This window comes from Streptomyces sp. NPDC097981 (assembly GCF_040302565.1).
Taxonomy (GTDB): Bacteria; Actinomycetota; Actinomycetes; order Streptomycetales; family Streptomycetaceae; genus Streptomyces.
The window spans coordinates 22,003-47,405 of sequence record NZ_JBEORW010000035.1; the positions used below are offsets into that span (position 1 = coordinate 22,003).

General features: G+C 67.3%; 18 protein-coding genes and 2 pseudogenes. 9 read left to right on the forward strand and 11 right to left on the reverse strand.

Annotation, left to right across the window (positions count from 1 at the left end):
- The first annotated feature begins 27 nt into the window (after positions 1-27).
- From ABTY04_RS28725 to ABTY04_RS28750, 6 genes are all read left to right on the forward strand, one after another.
- Positions 28-1,179 (forward strand): trypsin-like serine protease, encoded by a 1,152-nt coding sequence (locus ABTY04_RS28725; protein ID WP_352216306.1) that lies wholly within the window; start codon positions 28-30, stop codon positions 1,177-1,179.
- Positions 1,180-1,465: 286 nt separating this feature from the next.
- On the forward strand, positions 1,466-3,919 hold the full coding sequence (locus ABTY04_RS28730; RefSeq protein ID WP_352216307.1) for a trypsin-like serine protease: 2,454 nt from the start codon (positions 1,466-1,468) through the stop codon (positions 3,917-3,919).
- A 338-nt stretch (positions 3,920-4,257) separates the two neighbouring features.
- A complete protein-coding gene (locus tag ABTY04_RS28735) occupies positions 4,258-5,796 on the forward strand; it encodes an FG-GAP-like repeat-containing protein (protein ID WP_352216308.1) in 1,539 nt (512 codons plus the stop codon).
- Positions 5,797-6,198: 402 nt separating this feature from the next.
- A complete protein-coding gene (locus tag ABTY04_RS28740; RefSeq protein ID WP_352216309.1) occupies positions 6,199-6,447 on the forward strand; it encodes a DUF8825 domain-containing protein in 249 nt (82 codons plus the stop codon).
- Between the two features lie 332 nt (positions 6,448-6,779).
- Positions 6,780-7,943 carry a ParA family protein gene (locus tag ABTY04_RS28745; RefSeq protein ID WP_352216357.1) on the forward strand — a complete coding sequence of 388 codons (1,164 nt, stop codon included), beginning with the start codon at positions 6,780-6,782 and terminating at the stop codon, positions 7,941-7,943.
- Positions 7,940-9,028, forward strand: coding sequence for a ParB/RepB/Spo0J family partition protein (locus ABTY04_RS28750; RefSeq protein WP_352216310.1), 1,089 nt, complete (start codon positions 7,940-7,942; stop codon positions 9,026-9,028). Before ABTY04_RS28745 ends, ABTY04_RS28750 begins: the two co-directional genes overlap by 4 nt.
- A gap of 284 nt (positions 9,029-9,312) precedes the next feature.
- Here the strand turns inward: ABTY04_RS28750 and ABTY04_RS28755 are convergent, their stop codons facing one another.
- The 3 genes from ABTY04_RS28755 to ABTY04_RS28765 are packed head-to-tail and all read right to left on the reverse strand — an operon-like array spanning position 9,313 to position 12,328.
- On the reverse strand, positions 9,313-9,816 hold the full coding sequence (locus ABTY04_RS28755) for a hypothetical protein (RefSeq protein WP_352216311.1): 504 nt from the start codon (positions 9,814-9,816) through the stop codon (positions 9,313-9,315).
- An 8-nt stretch (positions 9,817-9,824) separates the two neighbouring features.
- Positions 9,825-11,888 (reverse strand): hypothetical protein, encoded by a 2,064-nt coding sequence (locus tag ABTY04_RS28760; RefSeq protein WP_352216312.1) that lies wholly within the window; start codon positions 11,886-11,888, stop codon positions 9,825-9,827.
- Positions 11,888-12,328 carry a hypothetical protein gene (locus tag ABTY04_RS28765; protein ID WP_352216313.1) on the reverse strand — a complete coding sequence of 147 codons (441 nt, stop codon included), beginning with the start codon at positions 12,326-12,328 and terminating at the stop codon, positions 11,888-11,890. Before ABTY04_RS28765 ends, ABTY04_RS28760 begins: the two co-directional genes overlap by 1 nt.
- Before the next feature lie 9 nt (positions 12,329-12,337).
- Between ABTY04_RS28765 and ABTY04_RS41235 the strand changes: the two genes are divergently transcribed.
- Positions 12,338-12,571 carry a zinc finger domain-containing protein gene (locus ABTY04_RS41235; RefSeq protein WP_502996740.1) on the forward strand — a complete coding sequence of 78 codons (234 nt, stop codon included), beginning with the start codon at positions 12,338-12,340 and terminating at the stop codon, positions 12,569-12,571.
- Here ABTY04_RS41235 and ABTY04_RS28770 read toward each other — a convergent pair.
- The 5 genes and pseudogenes from ABTY04_RS28770 to ABTY04_RS28790 all read right to left on the reverse strand — a co-directional run.
- Positions 12,534-12,665 (reverse strand): annotated as a pseudogene (locus ABTY04_RS28770) (IS256 family transposase); the annotation flags it as partial. The gene ABTY04_RS41235 and the pseudogene ABTY04_RS28770 overlap by 38 nt on opposite strands.
- Positions 12,666-13,010: 345 nt before the next feature.
- A complete protein-coding gene (locus tag ABTY04_RS28775) occupies positions 13,011-13,697 on the reverse strand; it encodes a class F sortase (RefSeq protein WP_352216314.1) in 687 nt (228 codons plus the stop codon).
- An 86-nt stretch (positions 13,698-13,783) separates the two neighbouring features.
- Entirely contained in the window at positions 13,784-14,350 is a 567-nt protein-coding gene (locus tag ABTY04_RS28780) for a hypothetical protein (protein ID WP_352216315.1), read from the reverse strand.
- A 760-nt stretch (positions 14,351-15,110) separates the two neighbouring features.
- Positions 15,111-15,338 (reverse strand): annotated as a pseudogene (locus tag ABTY04_RS28785) (transposase); the annotation flags it as partial.
- Positions 15,339-15,480: 142 nt separating this feature from the next.
- Positions 15,481-16,617 (reverse strand): tyrosine-type recombinase/integrase, encoded by a 1,137-nt coding sequence (locus tag ABTY04_RS28790; RefSeq protein WP_352216316.1) that lies wholly within the window; start codon positions 16,615-16,617, stop codon positions 15,481-15,483.
- A 696-nt stretch (positions 16,618-17,313) separates the two neighbouring features.
- Here ABTY04_RS28790 and ABTY04_RS28795 point away from each other — a divergent pair.
- Positions 17,314-17,757 (forward strand): DUF6262 family protein, encoded by a 444-nt coding sequence (locus ABTY04_RS28795; protein ID WP_352216317.1) that lies wholly within the window; start codon positions 17,314-17,316, stop codon positions 17,755-17,757.
- A gap of 93 nt (positions 17,758-17,850) precedes the next feature.
- Entirely contained in the window at positions 17,851-18,198 is a 348-nt protein-coding gene (locus ABTY04_RS28800; RefSeq protein WP_352216318.1) for a hypothetical protein, read from the forward strand.
- A 1,192-nt stretch (positions 18,199-19,390) separates the two neighbouring features.
- On the opposite strand, the gene ABTY04_RS28805 is transcribed toward ABTY04_RS28800, so the two are convergent.
- The 3 genes from ABTY04_RS28805 to ABTY04_RS28815 all read right to left on the reverse strand — a co-directional run bounded on the left by ABTY04_RS28805 (position 19,391) and on the right by ABTY04_RS28815 (position 23,862).
- Positions 19,391-21,022 carry a hypothetical protein gene (locus ABTY04_RS28805; RefSeq protein ID WP_352216319.1) on the reverse strand — a complete coding sequence of 544 codons (1,632 nt, stop codon included), beginning with the start codon at positions 21,020-21,022 and terminating at the stop codon, positions 19,391-19,393.
- 595 nt (positions 21,023-21,617) lie between these two features.
- Positions 21,618-21,806, reverse strand: a complete 189-nt coding sequence (locus tag ABTY04_RS28810) for an integrase core domain-containing protein (RefSeq protein ID WP_352216320.1) — start codon at positions 21,804-21,806, stop codon at positions 21,618-21,620.
- 1,183 nt (positions 21,807-22,989) lie between these two features.
- The gene (locus tag ABTY04_RS28815; protein ID WP_352216321.1) at positions 22,990-23,862 is read right to left on the reverse strand and encodes a DUF2637 domain-containing protein; all 873 of its coding nucleotides are present in this window, start codon (positions 23,860-23,862) and stop codon (positions 22,990-22,992) included.
- Positions 23,863-25,403: the final 1,541 nt, after the last annotated feature.

Here is a 25,403-nt window from a genome sequence, read left to right on the forward strand (position 1 = left end):
GCGCGCCCCGTCTTCGAAGGACACAACGTGTCTGCAATCCGTCCGCGCGCCGCGCGGATCTCCGGCCTGCTGGCCACCTCGGCCTTGCTGTCGACCGCCCTGATAACCGCCACCCCCGCCGTCGCGGTCTCCGGCCCCGAGCCTGCAGCCGACGCGCATCCCTACGCCGTCCGGCTCAACATCGGCGACGAGGCCACCTCCCGTGCTTGCACCGGCGCCCTGGTCGACCGCTACTGGGTCCTGACCGCCGCGAGCTGCGTCGCCACCACCCCGGGAACCGCGGTCTCGGCCGGCAAGCCGGCCCTCAAGACCACCGCGACGCTCAGCGACGGCAAGACGGTCGAAATCACCGAGGTCTCGCCGCGCACCGACCGGGACGCCGCCCTCGTACGACTTGCCACCCCGGTCACCGGGATCACGCCCGCCCCCCTCGCCGGCGCGGCCCCGGCGACCGGTGCCGAGCTGCGGGCCGCCGGGTTCGGCCGTACCAAGAGCGAGTGGGTGCCGGACAAGCTCCACACCGGCACCTTCACCCTCGACTCCGCCACGTCCACCACCCTCGCCGTCACCGGCAAGGGCACCGACGCGATCTGCAAGGGCGACACCGGCGGCCCGCTCCTGAACGCCTCCGGCCAGATCGTCGCGGTCAACTCCCGCTCCTGGCAGGGCGGCTGCTTCGGAACCCTCGCAACCGAGACCCGTACGGGCGCGATCTCCACCCGCACCGACGACCTCGCCAACTGGCTGCAGGAGGTCCGCTTCACGACCGCCTCGATCCAAAACGCACTGAGCAACCGCTGCGCGTACGTCGGTTGGCGCACCCCCGACAACGGAGCCCAGGCTCAACAGGTCGACTGCGACCCGCAGTACGCCGACCAGCTCTGGAAGCTGGAGCCGGTGCAGGGTGGCTACCAGATCCGCAACCACTACAGCAACCGCTGCCTCATAGTCTCGTGGCGCACTCCTGAGAACGATGCGCCCGTGACGCAGTTCGACTGCCACCCGGAGTACGCCGACCAGGTGTGGAAGCTGGAGCCGGTCGCCGGCGGCGGCTACTCCATCCGGAACTCGATAACCGACAAGTGCATGTACGTCTCGTGGCGCACGCCGGAACGGGGCGCACCGCTGACCCAGGTCGGCTGCGACTCGCAGTACGCCGACCAGGTCTGGAAGTTCTGAGCGACCTGACACATCGTCTGGCTGCCGGGCCGGTCCCGGCCGGGCGGCCAGACGGCCCGGCCGGGTCTTCTTCTGCTCGGCCGTCAGGCCGAGCACGGCTTGCCTGACGCTGGAAGTCCCCGATGTCCACGGCTACCGGACCAAGGGCCACCCCGTCAGAGCCGGCTTCACCGCCAAGGCCGACAGCGAGAAGTCGAGCCCATCACCGACTGACACAGAGCACTCGGCATTGCCGACACCCGAGTTTGTGCACCAGGCCCAGTCCACTGCTTTAAGGAAAGCCCACATGTCTGCTTCCCGTCCGCGCCCCGCGCGGATGACCGGCCTGCTCGCGACCGCCACCGCCGTTGCAGCCGGTCTCGCATCCGCCGGACCCGCCCAGGCCCTCACGGGCCCCGAGGCCCCGGCCGGCCAGTACGCCTCGGTCGTCCAGCTGAACGTGGGCGACGAGGCCAACAGCCGTGCCTGCACCGGTACCCTCGTCGACGCGCGTTGGGTGCTGACGGCCGCGAGCTGCTTCGCCGCCACCCCGGGTGCGGCTGTCCCGGCCGGTGCGCCCGCGCTGAAGGCCGGCGTGGTGCTGAGCAACGGGCAGGGACGTCAGGTCGTCGAGGTCTCCGCGAGTGCCGCCGACCGCGACCTGGTCCTGGCGCGGCTGAACGCCCCGGCCGCGGGCATAGCCCCGGTCAGACGGGCGGGCAGTGCTCCGGCGGCGGGCAGCGACCTGACCGCTGCAGGCTTCGGGCGGACGAAGACCGAGTGGGTGCCCGGCAAGCTCCACACCGGCGCATTCACGGTCGGTTCCACCGACGTCACCACCCTGACCATCAGCGGCAAGGGCACCGACGCGATCTGCAAGGGCGACACCGGCGGCCCGCTCCTGAACGCAGCCGGCGAGCTCGTCGGCGTCAACAGCCGTTCCTGGCAGGGAGGCTGCCTCGGCACCGCCCCCACCGAGACCCGCACCGGCGCCGTCTCCGCACGCACCGACGGCCTCGGCCAGTGGATCGACCAGGTCGTCGCGCCGCGCGGAGGCGCCCAGGTGACCCTTCTCGCCGGTGGGGGCGGCACCATGTGGTCGCAGTCCGGGGACCTCGGGTACGGCGAGTACGGCGCGTCGTGGGGCAAGGCCGACGGTCAGGACGTCTCCCGGGTGAGCACGGTCCGCCACGGGGACACGGTCCGTGCCTACGCCATCGCGGGCGGCCGCGTCTACGGCCAGGACCTCGACCTCGCGACCGGCAAGTGGTCCGGCTGGGGCCAGGTCCCCGGCGACGCCGCCGGAGCGAAGGACATCTCCGCCGCCCTGGTCGGTGACACCGTCCACGTGCTGATCGTCGGCTCCGAGGGCAACCTGTACCAGCAGGCCGCCGACTACAAGGCGGGCCGCTGGAACGACACCTGGACCCCGGTCGGCGCGGTCGGGCTCTCCCACATCACCAGCGCGGTGTCCGGCACCACCGTGCGTGTCCAGGGCATCGGCGGCGGCGAGGTCTACGGCCGCGACTACGACACCCGCACCGGCTCCTGGTCTCCCTGGGGCGCGGTCCCGGGCGGCGTCAGCGGCGCCGTCGACATCGCCTCCAGCACCGTCGGCAACAACGTCCACGTCCAGATCATCGGCTCCGACGGCGGCATCTGGACCCAGTTCGGCGACTACGACGCCGGCCGCTGGAACGACGCGTGGACCAAGGTCGGCGGCTCCGGACTCACCCGCATCAGCAGCATCCCGTCCGGCAACAGCGTCGAGCTCTACGCCGTCGGCACCAACGGCAAGATCAGCAACGCGTCGATGAACACCGCCACCGGCTCCTGGACCGCCTTCAACGAGGTCCAGGGCGGCCTCTCCGGGGCTTCCGACGTCGCCGCCGCGGTCGCCGTCGCCCCCTCGAAGGTGACGCTCGCCGCAGCGGCCGGCAGCACCCTGTTCAGCCAGAACGGCAAGCTGGACACCGGCGCCTTCGGCGCCCAGTGGGCCAACGTCGGCGGCGCCACCATCTCCAACCTCACCGCAGTGGAACACGGCAACGTCATCCGCTACGTCGGCATCGCCGGTGGCAAGGTCTACGACCGCACGTACGACGCCCGCACCAACACCTGGGGCGACTGGACCGACATCCCCGGTGACGCCGGCGGCGTCAAGGACGTCTCCGCCGCCATGATCAACAATGTGCTGTACGTCCAGATCATCGGCTCGGACGGTAACCTGTACACGCAGACCGGCGACTACAACGCCGGCCGCTGGAACGACACCTGGACCCCGGTCGCCGGAGCAACGGGCCTGACCAGCATCACCAGTGTCAAGGCCGGCCCCTTCGTCCGCCTCTACGGCATCAACGGCGGCAAGGTCTACGGCCGCGACTTCGACAGCCGCACCGGCAACTGGACCGTCTGGGGCGAGCTGCCCGGCAACCTCACCGGCGCCAAGGACATCGCGGTCTCCGACATCGGCCACACCGTCCACGTCCAGGCCATCGGCTCCGACGGCGCGCTCTACGCGCAGACCGGCGACTACCTGGCCGGGAGCTGGAAGCCGACCTGGAACAAGATCGGCGGCAGTGGCCTGACCCGCATCACGAGCGCCTCCGCGGCGAACAACGTCCACGTCTACGCCACCGATGCGGGCGGCAAGGTCCAGAACACCACCCTCGACACCACGGTGGGCTCCTGGACCGCCTGGCGTGCGATCCCCGGCACTCTCACCAGCCCGACCGACATCACCGCCACCACCACCAAGTAGAACGCCGCTCATCGGCGGCCCGCCCGTACCACGGTCACCACCGTGGTACGAGCGCGGCCGCTCCCCGCGGCCCGGGGCGAGCCGGAAGCGCCGCCACGCCCGGGGCGCCTCGCGCGACACCGCCGGACGCCCCCCGGACACGGCTCGACGAGCGCAACTCCAAGTCCGGCCGCCCCTCGCCGCCAACAGCCGGCACAGCACGATCCGTACGCGCCGCAAACCGCAGCTCCACAGCGCGGCAGCCACGAAGCGACGGACCCGCCGCCCAGAGCCAGCCGCAACCGAGCCTCTCGCCCACTCGCGCACCTACTGTAATCCCGTCAATAAGGATGCTCCCCATGTCTGTTCTCCGCCGCCCGGCGCGGATGACCGGCCTCGTCGTGACTGCGACCGCGATCACCACCGGCCTCGTCACCATCGCCCCGGCTCATGCCCTCACCGGCCCGGAAGCCCCGTCCGGCCAGTACGCACCCGTCGTGAAGCTGAACATCGGCGACGAGGCGAACTCCCGTGCCTGCACCGGCACGCTCGTCGACCAGTGGTGGGTCGCCACCGCCGCCAGCTGCTTCGCCGCCCGTCCGGGCGAGCAGGTCACCGCAGGAACGCCCGCTGTACGGGCCACCGTCACCCTGGCCAACGGCGAGACCCGCGCAGTCACCGAAATCGCCCCCCGCGCGGAACGCGATCTGGTCCTGGCCCGTCTCGTGCTGCCGGCCAGGGACACGGCCACCGCCAAGGTCTCCGCCACGGCCCCCGCAGCCGGTACCGACCTCAACTCCGCCGGCTTCGGCCGTACGAAGACCGAGTGGGTGCCGGGCAAGCTGCACACCGGCACGTTCACCCTCGACTCCGCGACCGCCACCACCCTGGCGATCACCGGCAAGGGCACCGACGCCATCTGCAAGGGCGACACCGGCGGCCCCCTCCTCAACGCTGCGGGTGAACTCGTCGGCGTCAACAGCCGTTCCTGGCAGGGAGGCTGCCTGGGCACCAACCCGGCCGAAACCCGTACGGGCGCCATCGCCGCCCGCACCGACGACCTCGCCCAGTGGATCACCAAGACCATCGAACCGCGGCGTTCCGCAGCTGCGAACGAGGCCGGCGGCACTGACCAGGTGCGGTGGGCCGACTGGGACGGTGACGGCAAGCCCGACTTCATCAGCATCGCCGACAACGGCAACGTCAGCGTCTGGCTGAACCGCGGCCCCAACGCCTGGCAGGGCATCGGCAGGGTCGCCACCGGCACCACCACCGACCGCTCGCGCGTACGCCTCGCCGACTTCGACGGTGACGGCAAGGCCGACTACTGGGTCATCAACCCCAACGGCTCCGTCAACGTCCACATCAACCGCGGAGGCGACATCGGCGACGGCTGGCAGAACCTGGGCATCGTGGCGTCGGGCGTCACCACCAATCAGGACCAGGTCCGCTTCGCCGACTGGGACGGTGACGGCCGTTCGGACTTCCTCGCCATCCTCGACAACGGCAACGTCAACGTCTGGCTGAACCGCGGCCCCAACGCCTGGCAGGGCATCGGCAGGGTCGCCACCGGCACCACCACCGACCGCTCGCGCGTACGCCTGGCGGACTGGAACGGTGACGGCAAGGCCGACTACTGGGTCATCAACCCCAACGGCTCCGTCAACGTCCACGTCAACGCGGGCGGCGACGTCGGCGGCGGTTGGACCAACGTCGGCCAGGTCGCCTCGGGTGTGACCACCGAACACAACCGCATCCACTTCGCGGACTTCAACGGCGACACCCACACCGACTTCCTGCTCCGCGGCAGCGGCAGCAGCACCGCCTACAGCGCCTGGATCGGCAACGGCCGAGTCAACGGATGGGAAGGCCTCGGCCAGATCGCCAGCGGCGTATAGCCACACCAGCCCGCCACCCTCCGGCAGGCACAACTGCGGCCGCCCGGTCCATACCGACCGGGCGGCCGCAGTCATCTCCAACCTCGCAAGAACCCGTTGTTCCATCGATCGTGGGACTGGCGGGCCGAACAGAAATGGTCGGCCATCCGTCCGCTGCTGCCGACCGCGACACGGACCAGATCGGCGACGGTGGGTCCGGTGGGGCGCAAGCGAGGAAATAGGCCCCGCGAAAGCCGGGACGCCCCAACCCCAACCCCACCACACTCGCCGCTCCCAAGCCGTTGACCAGCACAAATACCGAAGTCCGGCTGGAGTATCAGGGGCATCGAGCCGGACAGAGCCGCTGAGCGCGGCCCCTGCTGTGATCCCGAAAGGGAGCGACTCAGCTGGTTCAATAAGAGGATGACATCCTTCCTCTTCCCTGGTGATCTGGTTGCTCTCAAGCGCCGCCAGATCCGCGTCTACAACCGGCTCGCCCTGCGGCCTGCCGTTGGGGCGGCGGAGCTGAGGCGCGAGCTGATCCGGCTGTCCTGCCTGATCAGTTCCCACCCCTATTGGGAGGAGCACGGCTGGAGCACAGCGGGTCGGGTCGAGCTGTTCCGGGTGGCCGAGAGCGGGTCGGACGGAGTCGGGGGGCTGGTCCTGCGGTGAACCGTCAAGGAGTTCACCGTGTCCGGACAAGGGTCGCAGCCGTCATGAGCGAGCTGGAGGCCCGCCAGAGCCGGCGGGCAGCGTAGGCCTGGCCAGGCCGGCCGGCTCTGATCGTGGACGACACTGGCTTCCTTCGGCGGCGGACCGCATCGTCGACTGGGGGTGGGCCCCAGGGATTCGGGGGTGGAGGCTCGCCCAGGAGACAGGTGGGGCAAGGCGCGGTGGACGGGTGACCGGTGCCCGATCCGGGCCTCACCGGTCACCAGGCACGGCATCGAACCCCGGCGCAGTGAGCGTGAAGTCGCGATATAGGCCAGTAAGGTGGCTCCATGATGGTCAAACCGACCGGGGCTGACGGGGAGAAGGTGTTCAGCAAGCTGACACCTGGCCGTCGGCAGCAGACCAGGATTCGTGCCGCCCAGCTTGGACTGGACCTGCAGGATGCCGTCACGCAAGCCATCCGCGAATGGTTGGCTGATGACGGTGACCGCGAGCCCGTCGCCACTTCCGGCGCCACGAACTTCAGCACCTTCCTGCCCCTCGGGCTCGACGAGGAATTCAGGAACGCGGCGAGTTCCCGCCGGGTTGCCTTGACCCAGGGGCTGGCTCAGGCGATCGACGGATGGTTGAAGAACCACCCCCCGTCGAAAAGACCACGCAACGCCGGCTCCCCCACTCGCCTCATCGTCTGCAACCAGAAGGGCGGCGTAGGGAAGACAGCGGTCTCCGCCGGCCTCGGTCAGGCCATCGCCGAACGAGGCGGGCGCGCCCTCTTGGTGGACTTCGACCCGCAGTGCCATCTCACCAGGCAGCTCGGTCGCGATTCCTACGACATCGAAGAGCCCAGCCTTGCCAAGCTCATGCTCGGCGAGGAGAAGAAAACGAAACTGAGCGACCTCATCGTGCCGGTCGAGCACGACATGTTCGGCGGTCGGCTTTTCCTCCTTCCCGGCTCCGCGTACGCCTTCCTGCTCGACGCGAAGCTGGCCACAGCTCCCAACCTGCGCATCAGGGAGACCGCCCTTGAGCGCGAACTGATGAAGATCGAAGGGGAGTTCGACCACATCATCGTCGACTGCCCGCCGAGCCTGGGCTACTCCATGGACAACGCTCTCTACTACGGCCGGGCGCGTGAGGACGAGGCCGAAGGCGAGCAGAGCGCGTCCGGAGTGGTCATCGTGGTCCAGGCAGAGGACTCTTCTGCCGACGCCTACGACCTGCTCATCAGCCAGATCAAAGACCTGACTCAAGACATGAATCTGCGGCTGGAGCGGCTGGGGATCGTGGTCAACCTGTTCGACCAGCGCCGTGGCTACATCGCCACGTCCTCCCTCGACCAGTGGCGGGCCCTTGGCACGCCACCGGTCATCGGTGTGGTGCCCGATCTGAAGGAGCAACGGGAAGCAGTGCGCGTCAAAGAGCCGCTCCTGGTGTACTCACCCGATTCCCCCATCTCCAACGCGATGCGTGCCCTCGCAAGAGAGCTCACCGCATGAGCAAGGCGGCCAAGCTGGGCGGCGGCGCATCCTTCGCTGCCGCGGCCGAGGCTGATACCGGTGGGCTGAGCGCCCGCGGGCGCGCCAAGGGAATCGCGGAGGGCCGCCTCCCGGCCTACTCACTTGTCCGGCTCTCGTCGGCCGACGTCTCCCCCACTCCGCTCAACCCTCGTGAGAACTTCGGCACGCCCGGGGAACTCACGGAGTTTGGTGAAGAGCTCAGGAACGCTCAGCTCGCCGCGTGCGTCGTCGTCACGCGAGCCGCATATCTGGACCTGTGGGCCGATCACGCAGATGAGATCGGCGCCGCCCAGTACGTACTCGTCAACGGAGAGCGGAGGTGGCGAGCCGCCCGCCAGGTCGAACTGGACAAGCTCGACTTCGTCATCCGCGATGAATTCGCTGAAAGCCGCGAGGTCTTCCTCGAGAAGCTGCTGAGCGAAAACCTCGACCGCAAGGACTTCGACCCCATTGAGCGGGCCAGAGGTGTCCAGCAGCTCGTAGATGCTTGCAGCGAGACGCGCGAGCACGGAGCACAGGCCCGGGCCGCCAGGCAGCTCCACAAGTCGTCAGCCTGGGTCACGCAGCAGCTGAACATCCTGAACCTGCCTGCCGAGATCCGCCGCATGGTCAGTGCGGGCAAGATCCCCACCCGAGACGCCTCCTGGCTCGGCGCTCAGTACAAGGACGCACCAGACCTGACGGCCCAGGAGCTACTCACGCTGCTGGAGCAGAACAAGGCTGCAGAAGCCCGGAAGAAGGAGGATCAGAAGGCCATCCTTCGCGCAGCCGGACAGTCGGCCGCCCCCATCCCCTCGCAGAGACTGGCAAAACCCAGCACGCCGGCCGCGGCCCCCGACACCGTGTCCGTACCTCCGGAATCAGCCCTCGGAACGTTCAACGCGGTAAGCGTTGCCCCCGTCTCGGAACCTCCTTCACCCGTCCGGTCGACGACAGGCCAGGACACGCTGGACCTGCGCCGGCGGCTCGGAGCGACGTCAAAGGAACAGGCCGGCCGAATCGCGAGCATCCTCAGTCCGGAGGAGCTCATTGCCCTGGTCGAGGAACTCGCCGCCCTTATCTGAACCCCACAATCGAAAGCTGGGCCGCCCTTCGGCCGGCCCAGCTTCGTCTCACCCGGACGCTCGCTCAGCACTACGCGCTACCGTTGGCAGCGAACGTTCAGCGCGTTTAACGTGGCCCACATCTCCCCGGCCCGCAGCTCGGCCGTCAACTAATACGGCTCCATCACCGTCGACCACGAACGCGAACTCGCCCAGCTCGACGACAAGGGACACCGGCCCCTACGGACTGTCGCCACCGGCGATTCCGGAGCCGGGCCGTGACTGCAGCCGGTGTTGCCGACGGGTCACGACGTGCAGCCGACTGCCTTCTGGGCCGCGGGGTAGTAGGCCTTCATGAAGTCGGTCAACGCTTGGCGGCGCTTCGTGGCGTCGTCGCGCTTGGGGTAGAAGCGTTCGGCCTGGACGACGAACTTGCGGGCCTCACCCTGGTAGGTACACGCCGCCACCGCGACCACGTTGATGTCGCTGACACGGGCGTCGTCACCCACCGCGATCTTCGTCGCGCCGGACACCTGCCACTCCCTGCGCACAGCGGGGTCCTGATCCGCCGCAATGACCTCGCCCTGGACGCTCAGGATGCCTTCCTTGTCGACATCCACATAGCAGTGCGGGGCGCCCGGCCTGGAAAGAGCCGTCGACTGCTCCACCTTCTCCCCCGGGAGGAGCAAAGGCTCAAGGACGGCGGGAGCCACCGGGACGCCGCAGACATCACTCGGCATCGCGTACTGCGAAGTCTCCGAGCACCCTGCCACTGCGAGCAGGACGGCCGTGGCGGCGACCGCCGCCATGCGGCGCCTCACCGGGCACCCGCCAGGCCCTGGGCGCGCTTGTTGCCGTTCATTGCTGCGAGGTCGATCTCGTTCTCCAGGGTGTAGGCGTCGTTGCTGTGATTGGGGTTGGCCTTGGCCCACTCCTCGGAAAGGGTCTTCAACTGGTGCTCGCGGAGGAGGAAGACGTCCCTGTTGTTCTCCTGGAAGCCCTTTTCGACGCGTGCCTGCTCGTCGAGCTGCCACTGGTAGGCGAGTGCGTCGACGCCTCGCTGCGCGATGTCGCCCACGACCGGAATGAAGTTCGCGGCGGCTCCGAAGCCGTGATAGCCCCACTTGGCATCCCAGGAGGGGTCGTCCTTGTCGGTCTTCAGGGCCTGGTATCGGGCCTCTTCGAGGAAGCCGACCGTATTGCCCGCCCGTTGCAGGGTCTCCTTCGGGTCCCCGGGATGATCGCCGTGGATGTCCTTGATCATCTCGCGGTTCATGGCCTCGTTGAGCATGCCGTAGGCGTCCTGGTCGCGTGAGAGCTGCTTGCTGACCTCCAGCAGCTGCCCGCGGTCCAGCAGCCTGGGGTCACCCGAGGTGGCCGAGAGGGTGCTGGCCGAGTGATGGACGACGTCGCTGTGGGCGGAGAGGATCTTGGCCATGTCGTCGCGCATCTCCGGGGGGAAGTCGTCTCCCCGCTCGGAGAGGTACTTCAAGGAGCGGTCCAGGACCTGGCGGTGCTCGGGGGTGAGGTCATCCGGATGCGCGGTTGCGTTGTTGGGGTCGACACCGGTTGCGGCCGCGACCAGGGCATTGCCCGTCGCCTCGCGGGAGGAGTTGCCGTCCTTGCTGTTCAGGGGGGTGTCGTCGAAGGTCTGCCGGTCGCCGAGCACGTACTGGGCGTTGTCGGTGGGCTGGGTGGTGTTGAAGAACTCCGTCGCCGCGTTGGGACTGGCCGCCAGTCCGGTCATGAAGCCGGTCATGGGGTCGCGGCCGAAGTCCTCGCCGATGAAATTCATCTTCGGCACCGGCGGGACGCCGCCGTTCCAGTAGTTCGCCGGGAGCTTCATCTTCTTCTCGGTGGCCACCAGCGCGTTGCCGTAGTCGTTGAGGAAGCGGTTGTCCCAGTCGCCGCCCCGCATGAGGTTGCTCATCACCTGGTAGCCGTAGACCTGGCTGCCGCGCGTCTGGATGCGCTCCTCACCCAGCTTGACCATGTCGTTCTCCCAGGCGCGCATGGCCGGGCTGTCGGACTGGGTGGCGCCGGCCAGCGTGAGGGAGAGGTTGCGCTGGAAGTCGCCGAACTGATCGTGGCGCGAGCGCTGCAGCGCGCCGCCGTCGGAGGGATCGGCCAGGTCGGCCCAGAAGTCGAGCAGGCCGCGCGGGCCGATGGTGGTGGCGAGGGTCTCCTGGAAGAGACGGTCGTCCTTGTACTTGGCCAGGTCGGCATTGAGCTTGTCGAACTCCTCGGGGGACATGTCGTCTCCCTTGGTCTTGAGGAGCTTCGCGATCCGGTCCGCGTCCTTCATCGCGTCTGCGGCGCGGTCGCGGTCGTAGTAGGCGGCGTCGGAGAATCCGTAGGGGGTCTGGGTGACCAGCATGGTCAGGGCCTTGGCCGCCGTGCTGTCACTCTCGGTCGCCCCTTCCAGGATCCGCTGTACTTCATCGCGCAGGGCGGTCGCGTCGGCCTCGGTGTGCTCGGGCACGGTGTGACCCTTGGCAGCGCGGTCGGGGTGGATGTTCATCGTGACGGTGAAGCCGCCGTTGCCGGTCCCGACCACGGTGAGGTTCTTCTCCAGGCCCCGGCGTATGGCCTCGTTCAGCCTGGCCTTGTAGTCGACGAGCTCGCCGTGCGTGTCCCGCAGGATGTTCCCGATGCTGCTGGCCTCGGTCGCGGCGTCGGCGAACTCCTTGGCGGTCTTGCCGATGAACGCCTTGGTCACCGTGGCGTTCACCCCAGCCCAGTTGGCCTTGGCGGCCTTGCCGCCGAGATCGGCGCGGGCGTCGTGTTCGAGCTCCCACAGTTTCGTCGCCATGGCGGTCCAGTCGCCGACGGCCGTGGCCAGTTTGGAGAAATCGGCGAAGCGCAGTGCGTCCAGGTCCATCAGTGCTGCGCCCCTTCCTCGAAGCCCTTGTCCAGCTCGGCGAACTTGAACTGAGTGGCGAGCCAGTACTCATCTCCGGCGTGCGCGTTCTGCGTGTAGTCGAGATGGTTGGATATGTGGGCGCACGCATCCTGAAGCGTGCCCACCTGGTCGTGCCACTTGTCCGCGACGGTCGACAGCGCGGCTCCCAGAGCGAAGTCCTGCTTCAGGGAACCGGCCGCCTCATGCGTACTTGCCTTGGCGTGATCGCCGTCCGTACCGAGCCTCTGGCGGAGCTTGAACGCCGCGTCACCCACGGCCGCAAGATCCTGGTGGTCCATCTCCAGATCCCCCTGCGGCCCCGGACCCCCGCCACCCGGCTCAAGCTGGTTGAGGCGCATCGCCGTCTGCCGATCGGACGCGGCAGATTTCAGCTCCGCCCATTCTTTGCCAAAAGACACCGAACCCCCATGAAAGCGTCTCGCTTAGAACAATCGACAGCCCAGGCTATAGGGCTTGTGAGCGACGACTTCAAGCGCGTGGAATCGCACGCCTGCCGGATGTCCACCTGCGCGGCCCCGGCGGGCTCGCCGTGCCGCACCGGCAAGCGCAAGGTGGCCATCCAAAGGTGGGGCACCAACGGCAACGCGGGCCGGTCGGCCATGTCCACTCGTGAGCCATACCCTCCATCACCGAGTCGGTGATCGTCGAGTTGGTCTGCTTGGAGACCTCGGCGCCATAGACCTCGGCCAGGCGGGCCTGGATCCCGCCGTGAGCGAGACCCTTCGCCGAGAGCGACGCTGCTGCAACAGACCGCCCTCACCCGTCAGTTGCAGGCCCTCGGACGGCGCGGCCATGTTCTCGCTGGTCACAGGTGCAATCCTCCGTGATCGGAGTTGCACCGTTTCTTTTACAGTCCCGTTCCTGGTGGAGGGTCTTGGGACTGTACTCGCTCCCGCCCAGGCGTTGCTGAAGGTAGTCCAGGCCGAACTCACGGGCTGCAGAGGCGTAGGGGCCTACTCTTCCAGATGCCGCTTGTCGCCCGGCTTCCGGCGCCCAGGGCGGCGGTGTAGCAGTCACACGCGAGCCTACCCATCCAGATGATCACGCCGCAGAGGAAGCCTCACTCGACCGGACGACACCTCACACGTGCTTGCTCGCATCAAGGTGGGCGAATACCACCACATTATCCATGTAGTCCCGGGCTTTTCGATCATAGGTGCCACCACAAGTGATAAGACGCAGCTCGGGCCTTGGAGAATCAGAATAGACCTGACGGTCGGGAAAGTGAGCCTTACTAAAGGAGTTCACGGAATCGACCATGAAAGTGACGATAATACCGTCTGCGCGAACGACGTCGATCTTGTCCCCTGCTTTTAGCTTACTTAGATACACAAATACTGCAGGGCCTGTCTTCGTGTCGAGGTGGCCCACAACGATCGATGCACCAACCTCTCCCGGCGATGCAGCGCCCTGATACCAGCCAACGAGATTGGCGTTTCCGGGAGGCGGCGCGCCGAGCTGCCCAGAAGAGGTCAACGACAATTCTGTGAATGGCGCGTCGACACCGATCCGTGGAATGAGGAGCCGCTTCGGCATGGAGCGAGGCAACGTCGGCACATGTGCATACGAATCACTGTGCGCCGGAGCGGGCGCGACCACGGCGGGCTGGGACCGCTGTGCGGGCACAAGCGGAATGCTTGGAGGCTCAAGGGTGAGCAGTGCGCCCACCCCCACGGCCACCGCTGGCCACGCCATGGCACGCCAAAAGGGACGCACCGAGTGTGTGGTACGTGACAGCTTCGGCGGCAGCGAGGGCTGGACGGTCATCGAACCGGGACTTCCGTAAGAGAGGCAGTGGATTTTTCAAACAAGCGCGGCCGCCACCATATGGCGGCGGCCGCAGTGACGCCGGATCAGTTCACAATTGCACCCGACGCTGCGCGTCGCCGTCGCACAACGTAGGCTCCCAACGGGATGCCACCGAGCAGCAGTGCTGCAGCTGCCGCTGCCGCTGCCGAGCCGCCTTGCCCCGCCGCCAGGCCTCCACCGCCAGCGTGGACACCACCAACCGGCTTCGCCTGCGCCGGCTTCGCCTGCTTCGCCTGCTTGGCCTGCTTCTCCTGCTCGCGCTTCTCCTGCTCCGCCTGCTTCGCCCCCTGCGCCGGCTTCGCCAGCTTCCCCTGCTCCGGCTTCGCCTGCTTCTCCTGCGCGAGCTTCGCCTGCTTCTCCTGCTCGTGCTTCGCGTGCTTCGCCTGCTTCGCCTGCTCGTGCTTCTGGCGCTCGGGATTCGGCGACTTGCTGGGCCCGTCCATTCCGGGCTGCCTCTCCGACGACTTGGGGTGCTTGCCCTGGCTGTCCAAAGAGCCGACGTCCGAGCCCACTCGCCCGTCTAGGGCCAGGGCACTGACGGCGGGAGCCGAAAGTGCGAGGGCGGCAGCAGCCACGGCGGATGAGGCGAATAGGGCGAGGGGCGTGCGCATGCGGGGTCCTTTCGCGACTACTACGCAAACCGGCACGGCACCGGCTTTCGGTGCGCAGTAGCGATGCTCCCACCTTTATCAGAAATGCCACTTTAGGTGACCGGGGATCGCCCAATGCATCTGCGGTTTAGCCACCACGTAGGCCTTCCGAGTGTCCACCAAATGGACTTGTGCGAGGCGCTGTCAGGTCGAGCGAGGGATTCGCCTGCGGCGTGATCACCTGACTCGCCACGCTCGTGGGAGGGCTTGTCGTGGAAACGTCGTCGTACCCGGGTTTCCGGTTTCCGCCAAAGGTCAACTCCCACTGCATCTCGCTGTGCCACGGATTCGGGGCAAGGGCTTCACCCGGCGCGGAACCCCGGACACCGAACTCGCCCCGGGCTTGGTGCAACGCGGCTTCACCGCAAGCGCACGAACCGCTGTGGTCACCGACGTCACCGTGATCCCCACCTGGAGGAACCTCGGCTCTCAGCGCTCCGAGATGGCTTCTCCCGCCGGATGTTCGGCCTGGGAGACCTCCGCCCATGCGGACGCCCAGCTGGTCCTCACCTCACTGGAATACGACTCAAACTCACAACCTGCCTTTCACGGCCGGGATCCAGGCATCCATGGGCGCGATCGGGGACTCGTATGACAACGCCCTGGCGGAGGATCTGTGGATGCTGATCAACACCGAGTGCATCCGCGGCCGCTTCGCTGAAGTCCGGTCCGGTTCGCCCCGGGCGCCGAGCGCGTCCAGGACTGCGCGGTGCAGTCGGCGCCACAGGCCCGCCTCGGTCCACACGGTGAACCGGCGATGGGCCGTCGCGGGCGACACACCGAACGTCTCTGGCAGGTGCCACCAGGCGCACCCGCTGGTCAGCACGTACGCGACCGCAGTGAACACGGCCCGCTCATCACACGGAGCAGTCCCGCCGCCCTGCGGACGGGACTTGAACGACGGCAGCAACGGGCCTGCCAGTTCTTGGATGCGGCGGCACGGCTTCACCCGCAGCGGCCTGAGCGACGGCCGTATCGGGCTTCACCTCACACCCGACCCCCGCGAACCCCTCAGCCTCGACGTCAATTCGGTTCAATATCTGAACGGACTTTCCGACTCATAAGACGGTGCAGACGGCGAGGATCCATACTCACTCGCTCCCGACTACCCGCCATTTACTAATATGCGACTTCCAGTTCGCAGCGGCGCGAAGAGCTTCGTCCTCCCTGGCCCAGCCGTAGAGGTCGAGCGTGGTCTGCACGTATGTGTGTCCGAGGCGGCGGGAGACCACCCACTCCGGGATGTCGGCCAGCAACAGCGCGATGGCGTGGCTGTGGCGAAACCAGTGTGGTGTCCACGGCGCGGGCCCGATCTTCTTGCGCAGGGCGACGGTCTTGTCCCGCACCGTTCCGTCCCGCAGGGCGGCCAGCAGTGGGGGCCTGTCCAGGTTCACCAGCAGCGGCGAATCCGTACCGATCTCCATCCCCAATTCTGCGGCCCGGCAAGCGAGATGGGCGAGGTAGTCGGCGAACAGTTGCTCCAGATCAGTGCCGATGTGGATCTGTCTCGGGCGGCGCATCATCTTCACCCTCGCCCCGTTAGGGTCGCCCTCGCGTGGCACGATCTCGACATACGGCGTGCCACCGAGGCCGATGACGAAGTCGCGGATCCGCAGGGCGAGAGCCTCACCCAGGCGTATTCCAGTCTCCGCGAGCAGGGCGAACAGCAGCCGGTCGCGCAGGTTCCCGTCCCACTCCCCGCTGGACGCGTCCGGTCTCGCGCAGGCGTCCAGGATCGCCTGGATCTCTGCCGGCATCAGCAGCGGCGGCCGCCCGCGATGGCGCTGCCGCCGGACGGGGACCAGCGGTGACGGGCCTGGTGCAGTGCAGGCGTCCAGGTACGCGAGCAAGCCGCGGGCCGGGGTTCGACACGATGTCCCGTGTCGCAGCCGACCGGCGACCGGCACCGCAAAGGCTGCCTCCTGCCAGCGGTAGAAGGAGATCAGCGCGGCCAGTCTCGCCTCCAGTGTCTCCGGCGCCGGCGCTTCGTGGGGCTTGACCAAGGTGTGCTCGACGGTGCGGCCGTTGCGCAGCCAGGACAGGAACCCGGTGACCGCCGGGATCCCGGCGTCGCGCCACTTCGTGGTTTCGTCACGCTGCTCCAGGAACGTCCACCACTGGGCCAGCGAGGTGGCGTAGCCGCGGACGGTGTTCGGCGACCACAGTGGGCGATGGGCCTCCAGCCACTCCTCGACCGGGGCGACCGTCCGGTACTTCTCATCGACCACGGTCCACGTCCGCTGCCCGCTAGAGGGCTGGACCGCCAGACTGTGTGCCACTGATGCTCTTCCGTCTCATTGAAGAACGCCCGTTGATAGCAACTCATCAACGACGCAGAAGACTCACAGTCACGCTCGTCGCAGAAATTGAGGAGAGGTGCTCAAGCCCTGTTGACAGCGGAGGAGATGCGCACGCTGAACGTCTGCGGCAGGTCGTGTCCCGTCCTCTGGGACCTGGCCCCGATCCGAGTTGATATGGATCATTCACTCTTCGTCTCACGTGATCTGCAGATCGTTCCACTCGTCGGCATCCGCCCCGGCCTTCCGGATCCAGCTGCGCTGGGCCTCGTGGTGCACGCCGAGATCGTCTGTCATGCGACGGATCACAAGCATCGGCTCAGTGGTGCGATACATTCGCACCGACCGCTCACGCAATTCGAGCGGATACTTCCTTCGGGAAGGCATCGTCTGGGCTTTGCTCATGAGCGCGTATCACTATCGCTTTCCAGGAACGCAGGGCTGTCCCATGCTTGAGGACAACGTCTGGCTCCTCCAACGGCGAGCCGGGCACGCAGCCGTAACCCGGCTCGCGGCCACCATCGCCGAAATGCCGGCCGCGCCGTCCAGGGCACCGGCTCTGCGGCCCCTCCCCCACCGGCCCGGTTCCCCTCACTCTGAACTCGACCTTCACCGAAGGACTCAGCCGTGACCGACGCCCGTACCAAGCGCACACAGACCCTCGTCGCTGCTGCCAAAGCGAAGTCGCAGGCCAAATTGGAGGCCGCGGAACAGGCGATCCGTGATCTCATCAAGCGCAGCGAGCCGATCACCTTCCAAGCCGTCCAGCGCGAGGCCGGTGTCTCCCACGCCTTCCTCTACGGCCATCCCGACCTGCGCGGGCGCATCGAACGCCTGCGGGCTCAAGCCCATCCGATTCCCGCACCGGCCGCACCGGCCGATGACCGGAGCACCCTCGTGCTTACACTGACCAGTCAGATCACCCGACTGAAGAAGCAACACCGAGAAGAAGTACAGGCTCTGCGGGACGCCCTGGAACAGGCCCATGGCGAGAACCTCGACCTTCGCCGCGAACTCGCCCGCCGCAGTGGCAGCACCACACCGCAGGCCCAGGCCGGCATCCCCTGCTGACCACGCCATATCAATGGAGGGACGAGTTCCGCTGCTGACTGCCTGGGACGGACCGCGACGCCGTTGACCGATACCCGGGCATCGATCTCTCGGGTGAACTGCCGCCCGGCCCCGCCGGACCGGACCAGGGCCCTGGCCGAGGGCCAGACAGAGGCCCTGTGGCGGCTGGACGTGATGCTGCGGGAGAAGGCACTCCGGAAGATGCTGTACGAGTCCGCGGCTCAGGTGGACGAGGCGCTGTGCCTGAACGTGGAGGACCTGTACCCGCAGGACAAGCTCGGCAAGGTCACCGCCAAAGGCCGGGCGCCCGAGTGGATTCACCGCCAGGCCGGCACCGCCCAGCTGCTGCCCTGCCTGATCGCCGGCCGCAAGCGCGGGCCGCCGTTCCTGACCGGCGTCGCCTCACGCGACCCGGCTGCCCGTCGCCACGCACCCCGCTGACCGCGAACTCGGCCAAGGAGGATGGACCGCACGGATTTCCGGCCGGCTGAGCGCGTCTCGGGGGCGTCTCAGCAGTCGCTGTCCGCGCGGAGATCGAAAACGGCTACCGACGGACCTTCAGCGCCGGCACGGCGCCCGTATCCGCTGTCTGACGAGCTCGTGCACGGTAGGTGGTGAGAGACGTCGAAGCCTTCGGGTGGCTTGGTGGTCACATCTTCCGTGCCGAGTTCAGGTCCGTGGTCTGCTGGTGGGACAGCAAGCCGGCGACGGCTTGGATGATGGTTTCACCCATGTGCTCGCGGCGGCCGAGGTGTCGGGCCAGAGCCCACCTGGTTCCTCCGGTGGGCGATGCCGTGCTCCACCCGAATTCGTGGCGAGGAATGCGCCTTGCGCCGCCGCTCGTGCGTCTCCCCGTACCGGTCCGGCGCGCGGCCGTCGCCATCCGTGACGGGGGTCTTGACCGCGTTCCGGCCGGTCTTGCTGGAGATGAACTTGTTGCGGTCCTTGCGGCCGACGGCGGGACGCCGGATCCCCGGATCTCCGTGCCGCCGATGACGCCCGTCTTCCCGCCGGCGCCGAGATGGCCGACGACCTCGGCCAGAGTCCGCAGCCGCAGGCCGGTGCCCAGGGTGTATCCGCCACCCGCGAGCAGCGGCCGCACCTCACCGATGGCCCGGGTGATGGGCCCCGGGGGATCAGCCATGACATCCCCGGGGCCCGGCTTGTGGAGTCGCATTGTTCAACGACGGTGCGACTCCGGTGTCACGCGGGTGCCGACTGCGGAATTTCGGGGGCGTCGGCTTGGGCTTGATCCGCTTTGGCGGACATCGGAGATCAGGGGCTTCGGTCCCGGACGGATGATGCCCATCATGGAGAGCATGGGGAAGAAGCCGCGTCCTCGCCGCTCGTTCACGCCGGAGTTCAAGGCCGGGACAGGACCCGAGCCAGTGCGCAGGGCTCGTTCCCGCCTCAGCGTGCGTTGCGCGTAATCGCGGGGTGCGAAGCCTGCTCAATTTCTGCTCCGTCCACGAACGAGGCTCCCCGACGGAGGAGCTGAGAGTCAGATCTCTCGCTCAACCGCCGGGGAGCCTTGTGCGTTCGACCGTCAGTCAGTCGGCCCGCTGAGAAGACTCAGCTGTTGCCGGGGACGGTGTGTGGCGGGATGGCTGCTGATGCTGTCCCGCAGGCTGGGTCAGCCGAAGCAGAAGGGTACCGTGTCGCCGCCGTCGCAGTTGGTGGGGTCGTTGTCGACGATGTCGACGTCGCCGTAGACGTTGACCGTTCCGCCGGCGTTGTGGTAGCCGCCGGCAGGCTCATCGGAGGTGTTCTTGGTGATTTCGGTGTCCGTGAGGTTGACGGTGTATTCGTCCTGGTACACCCCGCCGCCCCGGTGGCCCTCTCCGGTGGCCTGGTTGTGGGTGATCTCGGTGCGACGGATGGAGACGTCGTCGTTGATCCAGATGCCGCCGCCGTCACCGTTGGTGGCGATGTTGTCGCGGATCACGGATTCGTCGATCGCAGTGTCGGCGAAGAGGTACAGGCCGCCACCGTCGTTGTCGCTGGTGTTGTACTCGACGATGCTCCGGCGCAGGTAGAGCGAGTCGCTGTCCTGGTAGACGGCACCGCCCTCATAGGCATGGTTGCACGAGAGGAGGCTGTCCTCGATGTCCGTGACGCCGTCGTCGTTGTAGACGCCGCCACCGTTGTAGGTGGTGTTGTGGCTGATCTCGCTCTTGCTGATGGTGGTGGTTCCGCCGTCGTTGTCGATTGTGCCGTAGCCGTACTCCTGGTCGCCGATGTTGTTGGTGATCTTCGACTTGGTGATGGTCAGCTTGCCATCGTCGTTGTAAACGGCGCTGCCGTCCTCGGCGCTGTTGTTGCTGAGCGTGCTGCGACGGATGTTGGTGATTCCCTCGTTGTAGATCGCACCACCGTCGTAGTCGTCGTCTGTGGAGTTGCTGTCGAGGGTGACGCATTCCAGGTCGAGACGGCCCGCATCGTCGACGTAGATCGCGCCGCCGTTGCTCTCTTCCGGGTCGTACTCATCCGCCTTGCCGCGAGAGATGGTGAGGTCGCGCAGCTTGAGGTCGCCGCCGTTGTCGACGTAGAAGATACGGAAATCGTCTTCGGCGTCGACGGCGCGAGTGATGGTGGAGCCGTTGCCGTAGATCGTAATGGGCTGGAAGATCTTGGGCAGCCCGTTACCGTCGTCATTGGTCGTCAGGGTGTAGGTGCAGTTCTTCGCCAGGCGAAGGGTCCCCCCGCCGGCCTCGTTCGCATCCTCGATCGCGTCGATCAGCTGATTGGGGTCGCAGTCCACCGGCGTGCCCTGCTCCTCCTGCTCCTCACCATGCCACCCCTGATGACCAGCACCGTCCGCTTCCTTGCGGGCCCCCTCCTTGTCGCCGTACTCCTGGCCGCCGTGCTCCTTGCCGGCCTCCTCCTTGCCGCCCTGCTCCTGGCCGCCGTGCTCCTTGCCGGCTTCCGCCTTGCCGGCCTCCTCCTGGCCGCCGTGCTCCTGGCCGGCCTCCTCCTTGCCGCCGTGCTCCCGGCCGCCGTGCTCCCGGCCGCCGTGCTCCTTGCCCTCCGGTCCCCTGCCGCCCTCTTCCTTGTGGGCCTGTGCACCATCAGGCCGCGGGCCACCCTCTTCGCCGTTACCTCCACGCGGAGCGGCGGCAGAGGCCACATGCGCCGCCGCGCCAGCGGCTGCCGATGCTCCACCGGCGCCGCCACCGACCACGGTGGCGAAACCAGCAGCCATCAGAACCGCCACCCGCCAGTGACGACTCAGTACCGCAGACCGTGAACCGCGCTGCTTGCCCATGCCCTCTGATCCAAACATCTGACGCACTCTCTCCTCGATGTGGCACCTGCCATCTCCCCGCCGACCACGGGGAGGTGAGCCACATAGGAACACATAAATCGGGGCCTATCCGGGCAAATACGGACAATCGGAGTGTCGGTCGCTCGGGGAGTCATCGCCCCGCGGTTGTGAAGTGCCCCCGAAACCAACCCCGATCACCGCCCCGCCCTGGGGGACGGACCGGGTGGCGTGGGCCGGCGAGCCAGCCGGCCCACGATGCGGCAGAGGCGAACACGCCCTGGTGGCACGCCCGGCAGGCCCTGACCACACGCCCCGCGGCAGGTGCGTCATGCCGGCGCCCACCATTATCAACGGGCCCTGGATCCGTCTCTTCTATGTCTGAAACGAGCACGACCGTGAGCGTTCCGCTTTGTTGATGCATTGCTATCAACAGGAGTTCTTCGACAAGACGGAACGACATCAGCGGCGCACAGTTCGGTGGTCCAGCCCTCGGGCTGGAGGTCCCGCCTTCCGCTGTGGTCGCGTGGCCCCCTCCGCGGCAATGCGACCTCGCCGGCCCGGCCAGTCCCAGGTGAGGCCGGCCCGGTACTCGTACTCACAGTCGATCGGACTCTTGAAGTGGCAGACGGTGCAGTCGACGGGGGTTGTGGAAGTCGGTGATCCAGGCGGCGATCCTGACGCGGGCCTCCGCACGGCTGGTGAGGGTGTACTGGTGGACGCAGTCGACTTTGAAGGCGCTGTTGAACGCCTCGCTCATGGCGTTGTCGAAGCACGCCTCCTGCATCCCATGGACCGCGTCACTCTCGGCCCGTGGCAGCGCCGGCGATCCTCCTCGGCGTTGAAGCCGCGGCGTACGAAGTCCGCGGCGGTCGGCCTCGTCCCCGGCCGGGTCGGACACCGCCCCGTCCCGCTGACCGTGTGCGGGATGCCGTACTCGGGCCTCCGATCGCCGATGACCCGCGGCCACCGACGCCGCGGCCGCCGCAGCTACTTCGCCCAGAGGACCACGCAGCGTTCGAGGACGTCACATTCCATCGACAACTGTGTGCTCTCCTTGGCCGGCTCCGCGTTCCGCCGCCGCGGCCGGGCCGGCTCCTGCCGCTCACTCTCCGCGAACGCGTCACCCCCGCCCGACCGGCGGGCCCGCAACCAATGCCGTGTCGTCAGCGCCGAGTTCCTTCGGCACAGGGGTGATCGACTTGCCCGTCTCCGTCGCGGTACGTACAGCGTCCTCATAGACCGCATCCTGCATGACCTGGGCGAACACCGCGACAGCCCGGGCGAGTTGGCTGTTGGCCGACGGTGGCCGGTACTTGTGCCGGTCCTTGCGCAGACGAACCCTCCCTCAACAGGCGGGGCCGGGACCTCGTACGCACCGCATTGGAGGGTGAACCTCCAGCAGGACATCGATCTGGGCTTCCGGAGCACGTCGTTGCCACGAGGTCTCGCGCCGATTCCGCCCTGCCAACCCTGCCTGGGCGTGTGATCGTTCGACTGTCACGCCGGCTGCGTAGGAGACGTCCGGGGTGGCCAGGCAAGCATGCAGGTCAAGGCTCAACATCTGTGAGACCCAGGACGCCGCCCGAGAACGACAGATGAAGCGCATCGCGGACCGGTCGGTCGGGGACCGGTCGACCGGGGTGCGATCACCGATGCCCTGTCGCGGCTGGTGAGCGCGGGAGACCCGTAGGGCTGAGACCGCGCAGCGCCCGTGACCTATCGGTTTCGATCTTCGTTCCTGAGATACAAGTGATCACGCCCCTTGTAATCCGGGAAGGACCCAGGTGTCCGGGAAGTCAGTGATGCCCTCGCATGGCGCCGAGTTCCGGCGACGGCGCCCTCAGCTGGACCGTTGCTGCGGATTCCTTCGCCGCCGCCCTTCTCGGGGTGCACATCGATCCGCCGCAGGACTGTTACGGGGACGGCAGGCTGATCTGGCGAGCCTGGCCGCCCCAATTGCACGACATTCATGATCCGTAGCGGAATCTGTAGGCGGGGGAGGCCGGGGCAGTGTCCCTTTGGTCCGTCATCGAGTAGTCGGGGAGAGCAGCGCCCAGGCTGCCCGCTGTGGCCGATGGCCGGAACGAGGCGAATCTGCGGTTGCGGTGTCGTGGGGCGGGTTGGCGAGGCGGTCGTGTGAGTGTGATCTGGCGGACGAGTTGCTGGAAGCAGGCCAGCGCGGCAATGGGAGGAAGGGTGGCCGCCGCCTGCGCAGCGAACGTTCTGGGTGCCTGAGCCACGCAGAGAAACGTGGCAAGTGTGGAGAACAACAGGACGACGGACCAGGAATGAACGGCCCGGCGTTGGTGCAGGGCGGCCCGGAGGATGGACAGGGAGGCGACCATCCAGGGCCCGTAGATCAACAGGGGCCACCAACTGGCCACGTCGTGCGCGGTGTGCGGTCCGGCGCTGTGGCGCAGGGCCCCGCAGATGGCCAGACCGCTGAAAATGCTCACCAGGGCACCGATGAGGGCGACCAGCACGGCGGTGAAGAAGCTGCCGGTTCGGAGGAGATTCACCACCGACGTCCTCGCCGGGATCCGACGGTGCCCGTTGGGGGACGCTGTTCGCGGCCGTGGGCTGGCTCCCTGGGACAGCCCGGTGGCAAGGCCGACGATGCTGTCCGTGTCACCGGTTTCCTCGAAACCGACTCGGTCGACCAGCTCTGTCTGACTCGGCCCCATGGCCTCCTGAAAGAGATGGGCCAGTTCCTCTGCCGGGCCGTTCACCTCGCCCAGCCCGAGGAGCGGCTGCCCGTGGGCAGCATGGTTCTCGTGGTCCGGCCCCGGCCAGAACGCGAGGGGATCCGGCAGCGGATGGCAACCGTACTGCTCATACACGGGACATCTGCCCGGAGCGCTCGCCGGCCGATGCCTTGAGCGGTGCGACGCACTGCGACCGTCGGTTGCACTCGTTCCGGATCCTGCTCATCGCGTCCAGGAAGTCCTCGAAGGCCGAGGAGGAATACTGCAGCTGGACCTCCTGCCCCTCATGTTGAAGCGTCGCACTCTTGCCCGAGTCCCAGCCTGTTGGCTTGTATCTCCATTTCCCTGCTGTTGCGGCCCAAGTGCGACCGTTGCATTCGCCGCTTTCTGCGTTCTGCAACAAAATTGCCGAGTGCGTCATAGTCCACTCAACGCTTCAGGAGCTGGGGAGGGTATGCTCCATCCAGGTGACGATGGTGAAGCAATGCGTGCCAACCAGATAATTTATCTGTTCCACGCTCTCCGGGACGCATCGGACCCGTGATCCGCACCCCGTCCGCACAGCAGTCTTCTTGTCGGCTCCAGGCACGGGATATGGAGCACGATCGGGTTCCGCGGCAGGCGCCTTCCGCTGCAAGCACATAATCGGAGGTCAGCCGATGCCGCGCACCGGGGGCGCTCCACAGTGCTCACGCGCGGCCGCGCACTACCCGTGCGGGCCGTGCGGATCGAACGCCAGCATGAATCGTCCGGCTCGCCTGATGCATAAGAGCCAGTAATAACAGGATCTGGCTGCCTGTTCTCCTGGCCGGCGCGAAGACCGAAGTGGAGATCACGGGGATTCCTGAAACATATTTCCTCAGGGGCGGTTACTGAGCGGCCGTCGAGTCAGCCGACGTCGGCCATCACACCGTGAAGCGGTATTCGAATTCCGCGCGAGATCCAGGAACTGATCGAGCGGTCCGGCGGCCGGATCGGGGCCGACCGGATCCACGCGAAAATCGTGGCGCTGGGCTCACCGGCACCCTCGGATACCACTATGGCCGGAGGATCCGTACTTGTGTCCCAGCCAGCGCCGTCAATCTCCGTCCCACTAAGAGGACTTCGCCGAGCCCGAGGGCGCCTGCCGGTCTTCACCGACGAGGTCAACAAGAGCCGCCTTCTCCGCTCGTGGACCCGGGGCGGCACCGTGGCCGGTCGAAGCGGCCAACACAGGCACTGGAAAGATGCAGCCGAAGACTGCCGAAGCAATCCGGCCAGGCGATGACCCGCCTGATCCGGTCCGGCCTGATCATCTTCGACGGCATCGGCTTCCTGTCGGTCTCCGCAGACGCCGCCGAGGGCTTTCTTCCGTTCCGGCAACTTTCACCCGTCCGGCTTCTACGAGATCACGCCGAAGGCCCTTGCCAGGCCACCTGCCACCGCACCAGCCCCACCGCAGACTTCGCAAAGATTCACCCTGACGAGCCAAAGACAGCAAGGCAGCACCTGGAGAACCCGCGCCACCGGCAGAACCATCGGTCCACCACACGAAAAGCAACCCTGACCAGCGGAAAGCCGGCACGTCCACACCAAGCGGGGGGATGGTGGGCATCTACGAATGGCTTACATGCGGCAGTCACCGGACAGGCCATTCATCGGATGTGATGCCTAACATCTTTAATAAGCAAACCGGT